The organism is Pseudomonas sp. C6002 (assembly GCF_013385805.1).
GTDB lineage: Bacteria > Pseudomonadota > Gammaproteobacteria > Pseudomonadales > Pseudomonadaceae > Aquipseudomonas.
On sequence record NZ_JACAPH010000027.1, the window covers coordinates 192,975 to 209,267 of the forward strand.

The window sequence follows — 16,293 nt, forward strand, 5'->3', positions numbered from 1 at the left end:
AGCGCCCGGGAGGTATCCGGCCTGTGTCATGCACCCCGGCGTTTTGCCTCGGCATGTGTTGAGAAGGGGATTGCATACAACTTGATACAGAAACATATCCATTAGAGGTATTAGTGCCTCAGGGTCTTTCTCTTAGATGTTTTCGACATAACGGTCATCGTTTTTCCCTTGAATAAGGTGAGTGTTACCGTATTCTGTTTCGAAATATTAAACGTCATATAAATAGCGGAATCGTTTAACCCGGTTTACGGAACGTTGGCGGTTAATTACTAAGTTGTAATTTGATTCGTCAGCTAAGCAATTTTTCCTGACCAGGCGGCCAGAAAAATTGTTAGAAGCCGCCGCAAGCTTCTGATCTGAAAGAAAATGATAAAAATTCGCCAAATAAGTCAAAAATACGGCACTAAGCCGCTCGTCTGAAATAATTAATCCAAAAGCATCAAAATACTGACACCATCAATCTGATATCACAGAATGCCGCCAGCCAACACATAACTAGAAAAACCAAGGTCAGCCCAACGGGCTGACCTTTTTAACGCCTTTAAAGCGTAATAACCGGGGAGGGCCGTGGGTGAGTCGCGCAGACGATATTTCAAAACTATTCAATAAGCTGGGCGCCAATCCAAATGGCTACCGGGAGATGTACGCCGTCCATGATTATCTTGAGGATGACGTGGTGGTCGAGCGTTTCGACGCCGTGCCCATCCCGGCCCAAACCGCTTGCACCGTCGCGCTGGATGAGCCGCCGTCGGCGCCATTGCTGCGCTTGCTCGAAGAGCTGACCCAGGGCGAAGCCGATCACCTGCAACCTCCCGAAGTGGTCGAAGGGCCGACCGGTGAGGTGTACTCGGATCAATCGTCACCCAAGGTGATCGTGGTGGTCTCGCTCAAGGGCGGTGTCGGTCGCAGCACGCTGACCGCGGCCATTGCCAGCGGCTTGCAGCGTCAAGGCCACCCGGCCGTGGCGCTGGACCTGGACCCGCAAAATGCCCTGCGTCATCACTTGTGCCTGGGCCTGAATTTGCCCGGCATCGGCGCGACGAGCTTGAGCAATGAGTCTTGGGAAGGCCTGGCTGAGCGCGGCTTTGCCGGTTGCCGCCTGGTGGCCTTCGGTGAGACCAACAACGACCAGCAAAAAAACCTCAATCGCTGGCTCGGCGAAGACGCCCAATGGCTGCCCCGGCACCTGGCCGGTTTGCAGTTGAATGGCCAGGACACGTTGGTGATCGACGTGCCCGCCGGCAACACGGTGTACCTGCACCAGGCCATGGCCCTGGCAGACGTGGTGTTGGTGGCGGTGCAGGCGGATGTTTCCTCATTCAGCACCCTGGCCCAGATGGACAGTGTGCTGGCGCCGTACCTTGAGCGCGAAAAACCGCCACTGCGTTACTACGTGATCAACCAACTCGACGGCGCCCACCGCTTCAGCCTGGACATGGCCGAAGTGTTCAAGGCCCGCCTCGGCGATGCACTGCTCGGCACGGTCCACCGTGACCCGGTGTTCAGTGAAGCCCAGGCCTGCGGCCGCGATCCCCTCGACCCTACCGTCAACAGTCTCGGCTGCCAGGACATTCATGCCCTGTGCCGCACGCTGCTCGAACGAATCGATTCGGACCTTCCATGACCGACACTACGTCCTCTACGCCCCACACTCCGGGGCGCGCCGAGCAGCGGCTGGACGCCGCGATTTCGCGCTTCAATCGCTGGCCCGATACGCTGCGCAAAGTGCTGGTGGTGATCAGTTGTGTGGTCGGCACCTTGCTGTTGGTGAGCATTGTCAGCGCCCCGCTGGACCTCTACAGCCAATGCCTGTTTGCCGCCGTGTGCTTCCTCGCGGTGCTGGTGCTGCGCAAGATTCCCGGGCGCATGGCGATCCTCGCGCTGGTGGTGTTGTCGCTGGTGGCGTCGCTGCGCTACATGTACTGGCGGCTGACTTCCACCCTGGGTTTTGAAACCTGGCTCGACATGCTGTTCGGCTACGGCCTGGTGCTCGCCGAGTTGTACGCGCTGGTGGTGCTGATCTTCGGCTACGTGCAAACCGCCTGGCCGCTGCGCCGCGAGCCGGTGTGGCTCAAGACCGAACCGTCGGAGTGGCCCACCGTCGACGTGTTCATCCCGACCTACAACGAGGCGTTGAGCATCGTCAAACTGACCATCTTCGCCGCCCAGGCGATGGACTGGCCCAAGGACAAGTTGCGCGTCCACGTGCTCGACGATGGCCGTCGCGACGACTTCCGCGATTTCTGCCGCAAGATCGGCGTGAACTACATCCGCCGCGACAACAATTTCCACGCCAAGGCCGGCAACCTCAATGAAGCGTTGAAGGTCACCGACGGCGAGTACATCGCGCTGTTCGACGCCGACCACGTGCCGACCCGTTCCTTCCTGCAAGTCAGCCTCGGCTGGTTCCTCAAGGACCCCAAGCTGGCGATGCTGCAAACGCCGCACTTCTTCTTTTCACCCGACCCGTTTGAAAAGAACCTCGACACCTTCCGCGCCGTGCCCAACGAGGGCGAGTTGTTCTACGGCCTGGTGCAGGACGGCAACGACCTGTGGAACGCGACGTTCTTCTGCGGCTCGTGTGCGGTGATCCGCCGCAAGCCCTTGCTGGAAATCGGCGGCGTGGCCGTCGAGACCGTCACCGAAGACGCCCACACCGCGCTCAAGCTCAACCGCCTGGGCTACAACACCGCTTACCTGGCGATCCCGCAAGCCGCGGGCCTGGCCACCGAAAGCCTGTCACGCCACATCAACCAGCGCATCCGTTGGGCGCGGGGCATGGCGCAGATTTTCCGCACCGACAATCCGCTGCTGGGCAAAGGCCTGAAGTGGGGCCAGCGCATCTGCTACGCCAACGCCATGCTGCACTTCTTCTATGGCTTGCCGCGGTTGGTGTTCCTCACCGCGCCACTGGCCTACCTGATTTTCGGCGCGCAGATTTTCCACGCCTCGGCGCTGATGATTGTCGCCTATGTGTTGCCCCACCTCGTGCATTCGAGCCTGACCAACTCGCGGATCCAGGGGCGCTTCCGCCACTCGTTCTGGAACGAGGTCTACGAGACCGTACTGGCCTGGTACATCCTGCCGCCGGTATTGGTTGCATTGGTCAACCCCAAGGCGGGCGGCTTCAACGTCACCGACAAGGGCGGGATCATCGACAAGCAGTTCTTCGACTGGAAACTCGCCCGGCCGTACCTGGTACTGCTGGCGGTGAACCTGGTCGGGCTGTGCTTCGGTCTTTATCAGTTGATCTGGGGCGACGAGTCCACCGCGGTCACCGTGGCGATCAACCTGACCTGGACCCTCTACAACCTGATCATCACCAGCGCGGCAGTGGCGGTGGCTTCCGAAGCGCGGCAAGTGCGCTCCGAGCCGCGGGTCAGCGCGAAATTGCCGGTCAGTGTGATCTGCGCCGACGGTCGTGTGCTCAAAGGCACGACCCAGGATTTCTCGCAGAACGGCTTCGGCCTGATCCTCGCCGACGGGCACCAGATTGCCCGGGGCGAACAGTTGCAGTTGGTGCTGTCGCGCAACGGACAAGACAGCCTGTTCCAGGCGCGGGTGGTGTTCAGCAAGGGCGCGCAGATTGGCGCGCAATTCGATGCACTGTCCCTGCGCCAACAAAGCGAACTGGTACGCCTGACGTTTTCCCGCGCCGACACCTGGGCCGCGAGTTGGGGTGCCGGCCAGCCCGATACACCGTTGTCAGCCCTGCGTGAAGTCGGTGCCATCGGCATCGGCGGCCTGTTTACCCTGGGTCGCGCCACGCTGCATGAATTGCGTCTGGCCCTGCGCCGCACTCCCTCACAACCGCTCGATACGCTGATGGACAAGCCATGACTTCCACACTATTTGCCCGCCCGCAGTCGCGCGGCGTGCTCGCGCTGATGATCGCTTCGCTGCTGGGCCTGGGCTCGCAGGCACAGGCCGCTGCACCCGCTGTTGCGGTGCAGAGCACTGACGACGGCTACAGCCTGACCCTCAAGCAACTGGGCCGTCGCGACACCATGAACCTGCAAGGCGTGGAAGCGTCCGACAGCGTCAACTTCGACATCCGTGCCGATGAAGTGGTGAAGGGCGCGCAACTGTTGCTCAAGTACAGCTACTCGCCGGCGCTGCTGGCGGACCTGTCGCAGATCAACGTGCTGGTCAACGACGAAGTCGCCGCCAGCCTGCCGCTGCCCAAGGAAGGCGCGGGCATCCAGCAGGAAAAACTGGTGCAGATTCCGGCGCACCTGATCACCGAATTCAACCGCTTGAGCCTGCAGTTCATCGGCCACTACACCATGTCCTGTGAAGACCCGCTGCACAGCAGCCTGTGGGCCAAGATCAGCAACAGCAGTGAGCTGAAAGTGCAGGTGCAGCCGATCGTCTTGAAAGACGACCTGTCGGTGCTGCCGCTGCCGTTCTTCGACAAGCGCGATGCGCGCCAGGTCAGCCTGCCGTTCGTGTTTGCCAGCGCGCCGGACAACGCCGCGCTGGAAGCTGCCGGCGCGCTGTCGTCGTGGGTAGGCGGCTTGGCCAGCTACCGGGGTGCGACGTTCCCGACGACCCTTGGCGAGATTCCGGCCAAGGGCAACGCCATCGTGCTGGTGCAAAGTACCCAGGCCGTGGACGTACACGGTGTGGCGGTCCCTGAGCCTAAAGGGCCGACCCTGACCCTGATCACCAACCCCAACGACCCGAATGGCAAGCTGCTGATCGTCTCCGGCCGGGATGGCGCCGAACTCAAGCGTGCCGCCACCGCCGTGGTGCTGGGCAACCCGGTGTTGACCGGCAACAGCGTGGTCATCACCAGGCTCGACACCCTGGCCCCGCGCAGCCCTTACGACGCGCCGAACTGGCTGCCCAGCAACCGTCCGGTACGCCTTGGCGAGCTGGTAGAACTGAAAAAGCTCAACGTCTCCGGCTACAACCCGGGCCCGATCAGCGTCGACCTGCGCCTGCCGCCCGACCTGTTCAACTGGCGTGAAGAGGGCGTGCCGCTCAACGTCAAATACCGCTACACGCCGCAGCAGGTGTCCACCAACTCCTCCTTGCTGATCGGCCTGAATGACCAGTTCATGAAGTCTGTCGCGTTGCCGTCGGTGAGCAACCTGGGCGGCGGGCAGAGCCTGCTGGACCAGCTGAAGAAAGACGAAACCCTGCCCCGTGAAGTGACGACCCTGTTGCCGATCAGCTCGGCTTCGCCCAAGTCCAAGCTGCAACTGCGCTTCATGTACGACTACATCAAGGAAGGCGAATGCCGGGACATCATCGTCGACAACATGCGCGGTGCGATTGACCCGGACTCGAGCCTGGACCTGAGCAGCTACCAGCACTTTATCGCCATGCCGAACCTCGGCGTGTTCAACGATTCCGGCTTCCCGTTCACCCGCCTGGCTGACCTTTCGGAGTCGGCGGTGGTGATGCCGGACAACGTCGGCACCGATGAGTTGAGCGCCTACCTGACTGTGATGGGCCGCTTCGGCGAGTCCACCGGCTACCCGGCCACCGCCGTCAAAGTGGTGCAGGCCAAAGACGTGCAAAGCGTTGCCGACAAAGACCTGCTGGTGCTCGCCACCGGCGGCAACCAGCCGCTGCTGCAGCAATGGCAGCAATACCTGCCGGCCACCAGTGACGGCCTGCAGCACCACTTCCTGTTGTCTGACCTGCCACGTTATGTGCGCAGTTGGATCAGCCCGGACGCCGCGGCCAACCAGCATACGGCCAATGCCGGCATCACCTTCAGCGGCCTGAGCAACAGCACCTGGTTCGCCGGCTTCCAATCGCCGCTCAAGGCCGGGCGCAGCGTGGTGCTGATCGCCAGCAACCAGCCTCAGGGCCTGCTTGAAGCGACCTCGGCGCTGATTGGCGGTGACGACTACAAAGACTCGATCCAGGGCAGCCTGGCGGTGGTGCAGGGCACGCAGATCAGCTCGTTGGTCGCGGACCAGCAGTACTACGTCGGCGACCTGAACTACTTCAAATTCATGCAATGGCAGCTGTCCCAGAACCTGGGCTGGATGCTGGCGATTACCTTCCTGGGGCTGCTGGTGCTGACCTGCCTGATCTACCTGGCACTGCGTGCCCGTGCAAAACGGCGGTTGGCATGAGCCCTTTGCGTAGCGCGATCCTGGCGGTGATTGGCAGCACATTGCTTGCCGGTGCCGCCCAGGCACAGACCTGCGATTGGCCGCTGTGGCAGAACTATGCCAAGCGCTTTATCCAGGACGATGGCCGGGTGTTGAACTCGTCCATGAAGCCGACGGAAAGCAGCTCGGAAGGGCAGTCGTACGCGATGTTCTTTGCCCTGGTGGGCAACGACCGGGCGACCTTCGACAAGCTCTGGACCTGGACCAAGTCCAACATGGCGGGCGCCGACATCGGCCAGAACCTGCCGGCCTGGCTGTGGGGCAAGCGTGACGATGGCAAGTGGGGCGCGATCGACAGCAACTCCGCCAGCGACGCCGATTTGTGGATGGCCTATGCGTTGCTCGAAGCCGCGCGCGTGTGGAACGCACCGCAGTACCGCAGCGACGCGCAACTGGTGTTGGCCAACGTTGAACGCAACCTGATCGTGCGCGTACCGGGCCTGGGCAAGATGCTGTTGCCGGGGCCGGTAGGCTATGCACACGCGGGAGGCCTGTGGCGCTTCAACCCCAGCTATCAAGTACTGCCGCAACTGCGCCGCTTTGCAAAAGAGCGCCCGAACGCCGGCTGGAACGAAGTGGCCGAGAGCAACGCGAAGATGCTCGCCGACCTGCCGAGCAATCCCCATGGCCTGGCGGCCAACTGGGTCGGTTATCGCGCCACCAGCGCAAACACCGGGCTGTTTATCGTCGACCCGTTTTCCGATGACCTGGGCAGCTACGACGCGATCCGCACTTACCTCTGGGCCGGCATGACCGCCAAGAGCGACCCGCTGGCCGCGCCGATGCTCAAGGCCTTGGGCGGGATTTCCCGTGCCACCGCTGCGTCGGTCAACGGTTTGCCGCCGGAGAAAGTCCACGTGCTGACCGGTGAAGTCGAGAAAAACAACGGCTACACGCCGACGGGGTTCTCGGCCTCCACCATGGCCTTCTTCCAGGCCCGGGGCGAAACCGCCCTGGCGCAATTGCAAAAGCAGAAAGTCGACGACGCCCTCGCCAAGGCGCTCGCGCCTTCGGCCCCGGACAGCGCCCAGCCGATTTACTACGACTACATGCTCAGCCTGTTCGGCCAGGGCTTCGCTGATCAAAAGTACCGTTTCGAACAAGACGGCACGGTGAAATTATCCTGGGAGTCTGCATGCGCCGTCACACGCTAGCCATTGCGATTCTGGCGGCCCTGGCTTCCAGCGCCAGCTTTGCCGAAACCACTGACCCGCAAAGCCTGCTGATCGAGCAGGGCTATTACTGGCAGTCGAAAAAGAACCCGGAACGCGCCCTCGAGACCTGGCAGAAACTGCTGCGCCTGAGCCCCGAACAGCCGGATGCGCTGTACGGCATTGGCTTGATCCAGGTGCAACAACAGCGTCCGGCCGAAGCGCAAAAGTACCTGGCCCGCCTGCAGGCGCTGAGCCCGGTACCGCGCCAGGCCTTGCTGCTGGAGCAGGACATCACCGTCAACATCCCGGCCAACGCCAAGTTGCTGGAACAGGCCCGTGAACTCGGCGAGCCTGAAGAAGAGCGCGAACAAGCGGTGGCGCTGTATCGCCAGATCTTCCAGGGGCGCCAGCCCCAGGGCCTGCTTGCCCGCGAGTATTACAACACCCTGGGCTTCACGCCCAAGGGCACAAACGAGGCCATCGCCGGCTTGCAGCGTTTGTCCCGCGAGCGGCCGAACGACCCGATTGTGGCGCTGTTCCTGGCCAAGCATCTGGCGCGTAACCCGGCCACCCGCGCCGACGGCATCCGCGCCCTGGCCAAGCTGGCACCGAACAACGACGTGGGCGGCAACGCCGATGAAACCTGGCGCTTTGCGCTGATCTGGCTCGGCCCGCCGAAGAGCGACCAGGTGCCGTTGTTCCAGCAGTTTCTGGCGGCGCATCCGGACGACAGCGAAATCCGTGCGCTGATGAACAAGGGCATTGCCCAAGGCAAGACCGGCGCCGGTTGGCAGCGTGATCCGCAGATGACCAAGGCGTTCAAGGCGCTGGATGACGGCGACCTGAAAACCGCCGAGCCGCTATTGGCGGCGCGCCTCAATGAAAAATCCAATGACGTCGATGCCCTCGGCGGCATGGGCGTGCTGCGTCAACAGCAGCAGCGCTTCAGCGAGGCTGAAAGCTACCTGGTTCAGGCCACCCGTTTGCCGGGTGGCGCGGCATGGCAGTCGGCGCTCAATGATGTGCGCTACTGGAACCTGCTCAACCAGGCCCGTGACGCCCAGCGTGGCGGGCGCGGCAGCCAGGCCCGCGACCTGGTGGCCCAGGCCGAACGCTTGAACCCTGGCCAGCCCGGCGCTGCCGTGGCACTGGCGGGTTTCCAGGCTCAGGACAATCAGTTCGACACCGCCGAAGCCGGCTACCGCAAAGTGCTCGCCCGTCATCCTGGCGACCCGGACGCGCTGAGCGGCTTGATCAACGTGCTGTCCCAATCCGGGCAGCCGGAAGAAGCCTTGAAGCTGATCGACTCGGTGTCGCCCGCCGAGCGCGCGAAGTTCGCGCCAAGTGTGAAAATCACCGCGTTGCGCGCTACCCAGGTGGGCAAGCTGGCCGAGCAGCGGGGCGATTTGAAAGCCGCGCAAGCCGCCTACAAACAAGCCCTTGATGCCGACCCGGAAAACCCGTGGACACGCTTCGCCCTGGCGCGCATTTACCTGCGCGACGGCCAGATTCGCAACGCCCGTGCCTTGATCGACGGCTTGCTGGCCAAGCAGCCGAACCAGCCGGACGCGCTGTACACCAGCACGCTGCTGTCGGCGGAGCTGGGTGAGTGGAAAAAGGCTGAAGAGACCCTGGCGCGTATCCCTGCGGGGCAACGTACCGCTGACATGAACGAGCTGGGTATCGATATCGCGCTGCACAAGCAGACCGACATCGCGATCGAGACCGCCCGCCGTGGCCAACGCCCGGAAGCCCTCGCGCTGCTGGGCCGCAGTGAAGCCATGACCCGGCAGAAACCTGAGCGCCTGGCAGTGCTGGCGGCCGCTTATGTGGAAGTCGGCGCGACGCAGCAGGGCCTGGATATCATGCAGAAGGTTCTGGATAACAATCCGAACCCGACCGTCGACCAGAAACTGCTGTACGCCAATGTCCTGCTCAAGGCCAACCACTACACCGAGGCGGGCGACATCCTGCGTGAAGTGCAGGGCAAGCCGCTGAGTGAAACCGGTCGCCAGCGTTACGACGATTTGATCTACCTGTACCGGGTCAAACAGGCTGATGCCCTGCGTGAGAAAAACGACCTGGTCGCGGCCTACGACATGCTGTCGCCGGCCCTTGCCCAGCGTCCCAACGACGCTATGGCGGTAGGTGCCCTGGCGCGGATGTACGCGGCCAGCGGCAATAGCAAAAAGGCCATGGAGCTTTATGCGCCGCTGATTCAGCAGAACCCGAACAACGCTCGCCTGCAACTGGGCCTGGCGGATATCGCGCTGCAAGGCCGTGATCGTGGCCTGGCGGAAAGCGCCAGTGAAAAGGCGCTGTCCCTGGAACCGGGCAACCCCGAGATCCTCACCTCGGCTGCGCGCATCTATCAGGGGCTGGGCAAGAACAACGAAGCCGCTGCACTGCTGCGCAAGGCGTTGGCGATTGAGAACAGCCAGAAGAGCCAGACGCAATTGGCTCAGGCCGGCTCCCAGGGCGTGCCTTACAACCCCTTCGTCGGCTTGCCGGGCCAGCGTCGCCAGGTCACCGACCTGACCGTTGCCGGCGCCGTGCCGCCGCCGATTGATGCACCGACCAATGTCGTGCCGGACAATGCCCTGGCAGCCTCCGCGCGTCCGGCATCGAACAACTGGAACGAGCCGTTCGAGCCACCGTCGAGCATTGCTGCACTCGACACCGCCAACCTCAGCCCGGCACGTCGTGCGCTGGATACGATCCTGCGGGATCGCACCGGTTACCTGGTGCAGGGCTTGAGCGTTCGCAGCAACAATGGCGAAAGCGGCTTGAGCAAAATCACTGACGTCGAGGCGCCATTCGAAGCGCGGATGCCGGTGGGTGATCTGAACGTTGCGCTGCGCGTGACGCCGGTGCATGTGAGTTCCGGCAGCGTGAAGAGCGACTCTGCCACACGCTTTGGCGGTGGCACGGCCAACCCGGCAGGCTCCCAGAGCGACACGGGCGTTGGTCTGGCCGTTGCCGTGGAGAACCCGGATGAAGGCCTCAAGGCCGACATCGGTGTGAGCCCGCTGGGCTTTCTGTACGACACCATCGTCGGTGGCGCCAGCGTCTCGCGACCGTTCTCCCAGGGCTCCAACTTCCGTTACGGGGTCAACGTTTCGCGGCGCCCGGTCACCGACAGTGTGACCTCCTTTGCCGGTTCCGAAGACAAGCGTACCGGCGAGAAATGGGGCGGCGTGACCGCCAACGGCGGGCGTGGCGACCTGAGCTACGACAACCAGAAGCTCGGTGTGTATGGCTACGCCTCGTTGCACGAGCTGTTGGGCAACAACGTCGAAGACAACACCCGCCTGGAGCTGGGCAGCGGCATCTACTGGTACCTGCGCAATACCCCGACCGACACCCTGACCCTCGGCATCAGCGGTTCGGTCATGGGCTTCAAGGAAAACCAGGGTTACTACACCTACGGCCAGGGCGGTTACTTCAGCCCGCAGCGCTTCTTCTCCCTGGGTGTGCCGGTGCGCTGGGCGCAGAGTTTTGATCGGTTCAGCTACCAGATAAAAAGTTCGGTGGGCATCCAGCATATCGAGCAAGATGCGGTCGATTATTTCCCGGGGCATAGCGATTACCAAAATGACCCGACCCGGGGCGATCCGAAATACGCCAAGGACAGCAAGACCGGCATCGGCTACAGCTTCAATGCCGCCGCCGAATACCGCCTCAGCTCGCGCTTTTACCTGGGTGGCGAAGTCGGTCTCGACAACGCTCAGGACTATCGCCAGTACGTCGGTAACGCCTACCTGCGCTACTTGTTTGAAGACCTGAGCGGGCCTATGCCCTTGCCGGTCAGTCCGTACCGTTCCCCTTATTCGAATTGATTTGATAGGAGTCATCCATGCCTGTTTCCGCTTCTGCTATTGCCGGCCTGACCCTGCTGGTATTGGGCGAAAGTCACATGAGCTTTCCTGATTCACTGCTCAACCCGCTGCAGGACAACCTCACCGCCCAGGGCGCCAAGGTTCACTCCATCGGCGCGTGCGGCGCCGGTGCAGCCGACTGGATCGTGCCGAAGAAAGTCGAGTGCGGTGCCGAGCGCCTGCCGGTTGGCAAGGCCGAGATTTTCGGCAAGAACGCCATGAGCACCACTCCGATCAAAGACCTGATCGCCAAGGACAAGCCGGACCTGGTGGTGATCATCATCGCCGACACCATGGCCTCGTACCCGGAGCCGCAGTTCCCGAAAGTCTGGGCCTGGAAAAGCGTGACTTCCCTGACCAAGGCCATCACCGAAACCGGCACCAAGTGCGTGTGGGTCGGGCCGGCATGGGGCAAGGTCGGTTCGCAGTACAAGAAGGATGATGCGCGCACCAAGGTGATGTCGCAGTTCCTCGCCACCAACGTGGCGCCGTGCACCTACGTTGACTCGCTGACCTTCTCCAAGCCGGGCCAGTGGATCACCACCGACGGCCAGCACTTCACCATCGACGGCTACCAGAAGTGGGCCAAGGCGATCGGCGACTCCCTGGCGAAGTTGCCACCGGCCGCCGTGGGCAAAGGAGCGCAATAATGAAACGGATCACCCTGGGCCTGGCGACCTTGCTCGCCAGCGTCAGCGCCTACAGCGCCGACATCCCGCTTTACCCCACCGGCCCGGAGAAGGATTCGGCCTTCCTGCGCCTGGCCAACGGCACCGACGGCGAGCTGAAATTGCTGCCCCAGGGCTCCAAGGCCAGCCTGGTGTTGGGTGGCGACAAACTGGTGTCTGACTACCTGCCGGTGTCGGGCGGCCAGACCCCGATCAAGGGTGTGTTGAGCCAGGGCGGCAAGGATTCCGAGCTGGCCGTGACCGTCGCGCCGGGCGAGTTCGCCACCGTAGTGGCCGTGCCGGACGCCAAGGGCGGCACGCGCCAGTTGGTGATCCACGAACAGCCGGATGACTTCAACGCACTGAAGGCCTCGCTGGCCTTTATCAACGCCGATGCCGCCTGCGCCGACGCGAGCCTGGAAGCCGTGGCGCAAAAAGCCGAGCTGTTCAAGAAGGTCGCCGAAGGCTCGATTTCGCGCCGCATGATCAACCCGGTGGAACTGTCGGTGCAGCTCAAGTGCGCCAACGCGCCGGTGGGCCAGCCGTTGACCTTCACCCTCAAGGCCGGCGAACGCTACAGCGTGCTCGCACTGCCATCGGCCGCCGGTTCGAGGTTGCTGTTTACCTCCGACACGCTCGCTAACTGATCGGGCCCGACACCACCATGGTCTTTGCCTCACTGGAATTCCTCACGCTGTTCCTGCCGGCCTTCCTGTTGATTTATGCGCTGGCCCGTCCGGGCTGGCGCAACGTCATCCTGTTGATCGGCAGCTGGCTGTTCTACGGCTGGTTGAGCCCGCTGTTCCTGTTCCTGCACATGGTGTTGACCGTGGTGGCGTGGGTCGGCGGTTTGCTGGTGGACCGTTCCCGTGAAGACGGCAAGGGCCGGGTGCGGCTGTTGATCGCGTTGATCGTGTTCAACACCGCGGTGCTGTGTTGGTACAAGTACGCCAACATCGTCGCGGGCACCGTGAGTGAGGTGATCACCTGGTACGGCGCGATGCCGCTGGATTGGCAGCGCGTGGCGTTGCCGGCCGGGTTGTCGTTCATTGTGCTGCAGGCGATTTCGTACCTGGTGGATGTGCACCGGCACACGGTGCCGGTGGAGCGCAGCTTCATTAATTACGCGACCTATATCTCGATGTTCGGCCACTCGATTGCGGGCCCGATCATTCGTTATGACTGGGTGCGGCGCGAGCTGAACCAGCGCTATTTCAACTGGCCGAATTTCAGCCTTGGCGCTCGGCGTTTCATGATCGGCATGGGCATGAAAGTGCTGGTGGCCGATACCTTGTCGCCGCTGGTGGACATCGCCTTCCACCTGGAAAACCCGAGCCTGGTGGATGCCTGGATCGGCTGCCTGGCGTACTCGTTGCAACTGTTTTTCGACTTCGCCGGCTACAGTGCCATGGCCATCGGCCTGGGCTTGATGCTGGGCTTCCACTTCCCGGAAAACTTCAACCGGCCATACCTCGCCAGCAGCATCCAGGACTTCTGGCGGCGCTGGCATTTGTCGCTGTCCAGCTGGCTGCGGGACTACCTGTACATCGCCCTCGGCGGTAACCGCGATGGCGTATGGCGTACCTACCGCAACCTGTTCCTGACCATGGCGATTGCCGGGTTATGGCATGGCGGCGACAGTTGGAACTACCTGTTGTGGGGTTCGGCCCACGGTATCGCGTTGTGCATTGACCGGGCGTGGTCGCGCTCGAGCCTGCCGAGCATTCCGCCGGTGCTGTCGCACATCTTGACGCTGCTGTTTGTGTGCCTGGCCTGGACGCTGTTCCGCGCACCGGACTTCCATTCGGCACTGACCATGTACGCCGGCCAATTCGGCATGCATGGCATGGCCTTGGGTGATGCGTTGGCCGTGGCCATGCGCCCGGCTCATGGCATGGCCGCGTTGCTCGGTTTGGTGTGCATCATCGCGCCGATCTGGCAGACCCGCTGCGAGCAGCGTTTTGGTACGCAGCCCTGGTTTGTGGTGGCCGCATCCCTGTGGCCGGTTGCCGGGTTTGTGTTGTCGTTCGCGCTGATTGCCAGCCGCGATGCCGTGCCGTTTCTGTACTTTCAGTTCTAAGGAAGCCTGACGATGCCCGCCCCTACCGCGCCGACCCCACCGAGTGAATTGGCCGTCCGCACCAGCCCCCTGGCGGGCTGGGTGTTGGTGCCTTTCCTGGCGGCGGGGCTGTTGTCTTGCGTCTGGCTGATGGTCAAGGGGCCGGTGAGTTTCCTGCCGCCCAAGGTCGACAGCGACATGCTGCTGCACGGTGAAGTGACCCATCGGTTTGCCAAGGAACTGTCCAAGGCACCGATGGCCATCGAAGCGGCAAACCTGGAGCGCGGCGCCAGTTGGCTGGCGTTCGGCGACACCGGGCCGCGGGTGCGCCAGGGCTGCCCGGGCTGGCTGTTTATCAGCGATGAACTGAAGCTCAACCGGCATGCCGAAGACAATGCGCGCACCAAGGCCGACGCGGTGATCGACCTGAAAAAGCAGCTAGGCCAGCGCGGTATTGATCTGCAAGTGATGGTGGTGCCGGATAAAACCCGCATCGCCGCTGCCCAGCGTTGCGGCTTGTATCGTCCGGCCGTGCTGGATGGCCGGATCCAGCAATGGAGCACGCTGTTGCAAGCGGCGGGCGTTGAAGTGCTGGATTTGACCGACACCCTGAAACCCCTCGGCCCGGACGCCTACCTGCGTACCGACACGCACTGGAGCGAAATCGGCTCGAATGCCGGCGCCCGCGCCGTGGCCCTGCGCATCCAGCAGCGCGGTATCCAGGCCACGCCGGAGCAAGCCTTCGACATTACCCAGGCACCGCTCGCACCGCGTCCGGGTGACCTGGTGCGCCTGGCCGGTCTCGACTGGTTGCCGCCGAAGTTACAGCCGGTGGGCGAGCAGGTTGCGGCCAGCACCGCGCATGAGAACGGCCCGGCGGCGTCGAGTAACCCTGACGATTTGTTTGGTGACGCCGGCCTGCCGAACGTGGCGCTGATCGGTACCTCGTTTTCGCGCAATTCGAATTTCGTGGGTTTCCTGCAAAAAGCCCTGAACGCTCCGGTGGGTAACTTCAGCAAGGACGGCGGCGAATTTTCAGGCGCCGCCAAGGCTTATTTCGACAGCCCGGCGTTCAAGCAGACGCCGCCCAAGCTGCTGATCTGGGAGATCCCCGAGCGGGATTTGCAAACACCTTACGACCCGATAAAGATTAGTCAGTAAATTGACCATTTACCGCTCGTCTTAAAGATTTCTTCAGAAACACCAAAATAATGACACTTTCATTCCTTTGTCACAGAATGCGTACACAAAGGCGCCCACAAAAAGACCTGCGGTAAGCATCAGTACAGCTGACCTTTCACGTCTTTAAGATGCGTCGTGAGGGAGTGTTGGCGATGAGCCGTACCGATGATCTTTTTTCGTTGTTCGATAAGACGACTGCCAGTGATGTTCAAGGGATGGATTCGATGCTGCAGTTCTTCGAAGACATGCCGGTCGACGACAGTGCCAGCCTCAATATGGGCAGTGGCGCGTCGTTCTCCCGACATTCCCCTTGTGCCAACGAGCAGTCCCGCGAAGCCGCGAACATCCGGGCGAAGGTGGTAGCGCTGGTTTCGGTCAATGGCGGCGTCGGGCGCAGCACCCTGGCCACCGCGCTGAGCAGCGGTTTGCAGCGCCTGGGGCAGCCAGTGGTGGCGCTGGACCTGGACCCGCAAAACGCGCTCTATCACCACTTCGGCCTGGGCCACACCTTGCCCGGCATCGGGCGCACCAGCCTGCATAACGAGCGCTGGAGCCAGATCCTTCATTCAGGCTTTGCCGGTTGCCAGGTGATCACGTTTGGCGAAACCGATATCCGTCAGCAGGAAGACCTCCAGCGCTGGCTGAAACAGGAGCCGCATTGGCTGGCGCAACATTTGTCGGCCCTGGGCTTGGGTGAGCAGGACACGGTGATCATCGACACCCCGGCGGGTAATAACGTCTACCTGCATCAGGCACTGAACGTGGCCGATGTGGTGCTGGTCATCGCCCAGGCGGATGCGGCTTCCCTTGGCACCCTGGAGCAGATGGAGCAGTTGCTGGCGCCACACCTTGATGATCGGCCGGCGCTGCGTTGCCACTTCGTGATCAACCAACTCGACGAGACCTCGGGCTTTAGCCTGGACATGGTCGAGGTGTTCAGGAAGCGCCTGGGTGACAGCCTGTTGGAGGTGGTGCATCGGGATCCGGCGATCAGCGAGGCCCTGGCTTTTGGCAGCGATCCGCTGGATAACCAAGCCGCAAGCATGGCCTGTGACGATATAAACGCGCTTTGCCGCCTGCTGGTTGCCCACTGAAAAGCCCGGGTTATGCCGCTAACCTCAGATGCTTATGCACAATCGGTTGGTTCGACCTGTCATCAAACCGCAATTTTGCGGAGCGGTTCTCATCACGCTGCAACTGCCTGTTTTGCGTGCGTTT

10 protein-coding genes are annotated in these 16,293 nt (G+C 62.3%); all 10 read left to right on the top strand.

Annotated features, from left to right (window positions below; all coding sequences use genetic code 11):
* Positions 1-640: 640 nt before the first annotated feature.
* The 10 genes from bcsQ (HX817_RS18115) to bcsQ (HX817_RS18160) all read left to right on the top strand — a co-directional run bounded on the left by bcsQ (HX817_RS18115) (position 641) and on the right by bcsQ (HX817_RS18160) (position 16,169).
* Positions 641-1,624, top strand: a complete 984-nt coding sequence (gene bcsQ, locus HX817_RS18115; protein WP_177040768.1) for a cellulose biosynthesis protein BcsQ — start codon at positions 641-643, stop codon at positions 1,622-1,624.
* The gene (gene bcsA / locus HX817_RS18120) at positions 1,621-3,840 is read left to right on the top strand and encodes a UDP-forming cellulose synthase catalytic subunit (protein WP_177021033.1); all 2,220 of its coding nucleotides are present in this window, start codon (positions 1,621-1,623) and stop codon (positions 3,838-3,840) included. The genes bcsQ (HX817_RS18115) and bcsA overlap by 4 nt, the downstream gene beginning before the upstream one ends.
* The gene (gene bcsB / locus HX817_RS18125) at positions 3,837-6,095 is read left to right on the top strand and encodes a cellulose biosynthesis cyclic di-GMP-binding regulatory protein BcsB (RefSeq protein ID WP_008435714.1); all 2,259 of its coding nucleotides are present in this window, start codon (positions 3,837-3,839) and stop codon (positions 6,093-6,095) included. The genes bcsA and bcsB overlap by 4 nt, the downstream gene beginning before the upstream one ends.
* The gene (bcsZ, locus tag HX817_RS18130; RefSeq protein ID WP_177040770.1) at positions 6,092-7,288 is read left to right on the top strand and encodes a cellulose synthase complex periplasmic endoglucanase BcsZ; all 1,197 of its coding nucleotides are present in this window, start codon (positions 6,092-6,094) and stop codon (positions 7,286-7,288) included. Before bcsB ends, bcsZ begins: the two co-directional genes overlap by 4 nt.
* Positions 7,270-11,127: a cellulose biosynthesis protein BcsC gene (locus HX817_RS18135; protein WP_008435712.1), complete on the top strand. Its 3,858-nt coding sequence runs from the start codon at positions 7,270-7,272 to the stop codon at positions 11,125-11,127. Before bcsZ ends, HX817_RS18135 begins: the two co-directional genes overlap by 19 nt.
* A 17-nt stretch (positions 11,128-11,144) precedes the next feature.
* Positions 11,145-11,816 carry an SGNH/GDSL hydrolase family protein gene (locus HX817_RS18140; protein ID WP_003218072.1) on the top strand — a complete coding sequence of 224 codons (672 nt, stop codon included), beginning with the start codon at positions 11,145-11,147 and terminating at the stop codon, positions 11,814-11,816.
* Positions 11,816-12,481, top strand: a complete 666-nt coding sequence (locus tag HX817_RS18145; protein ID WP_177040772.1) for an alginate O-acetyltransferase AlgF — start codon at positions 11,816-11,818, stop codon at positions 12,479-12,481. The genes HX817_RS18140 and HX817_RS18145 overlap by 1 nt, the downstream gene beginning before the upstream one ends.
* 17 nt (positions 12,482-12,498) lie before the next feature.
* A complete protein-coding gene (locus tag HX817_RS18150) occupies positions 12,499-13,914 on the top strand; it encodes an MBOAT family protein (protein ID WP_003218070.1) in 1,416 nt (471 codons plus the stop codon).
* Between the two features lie 12 nt (positions 13,915-13,926).
* A complete protein-coding gene (locus tag HX817_RS18155; RefSeq protein WP_008435708.1) occupies positions 13,927-15,054 on the top strand; it encodes a cell division protein FtsQ in 1,128 nt (375 codons plus the stop codon).
* Between the two features lie 173 nt (positions 15,055-15,227).
* A complete protein-coding gene (gene bcsQ, locus HX817_RS18160) occupies positions 15,228-16,169 on the top strand; it encodes a cellulose biosynthesis protein BcsQ (RefSeq protein WP_008435707.1) in 942 nt (313 codons plus the stop codon).
* Positions 16,170-16,293 lie beyond the last annotated feature (124 nt).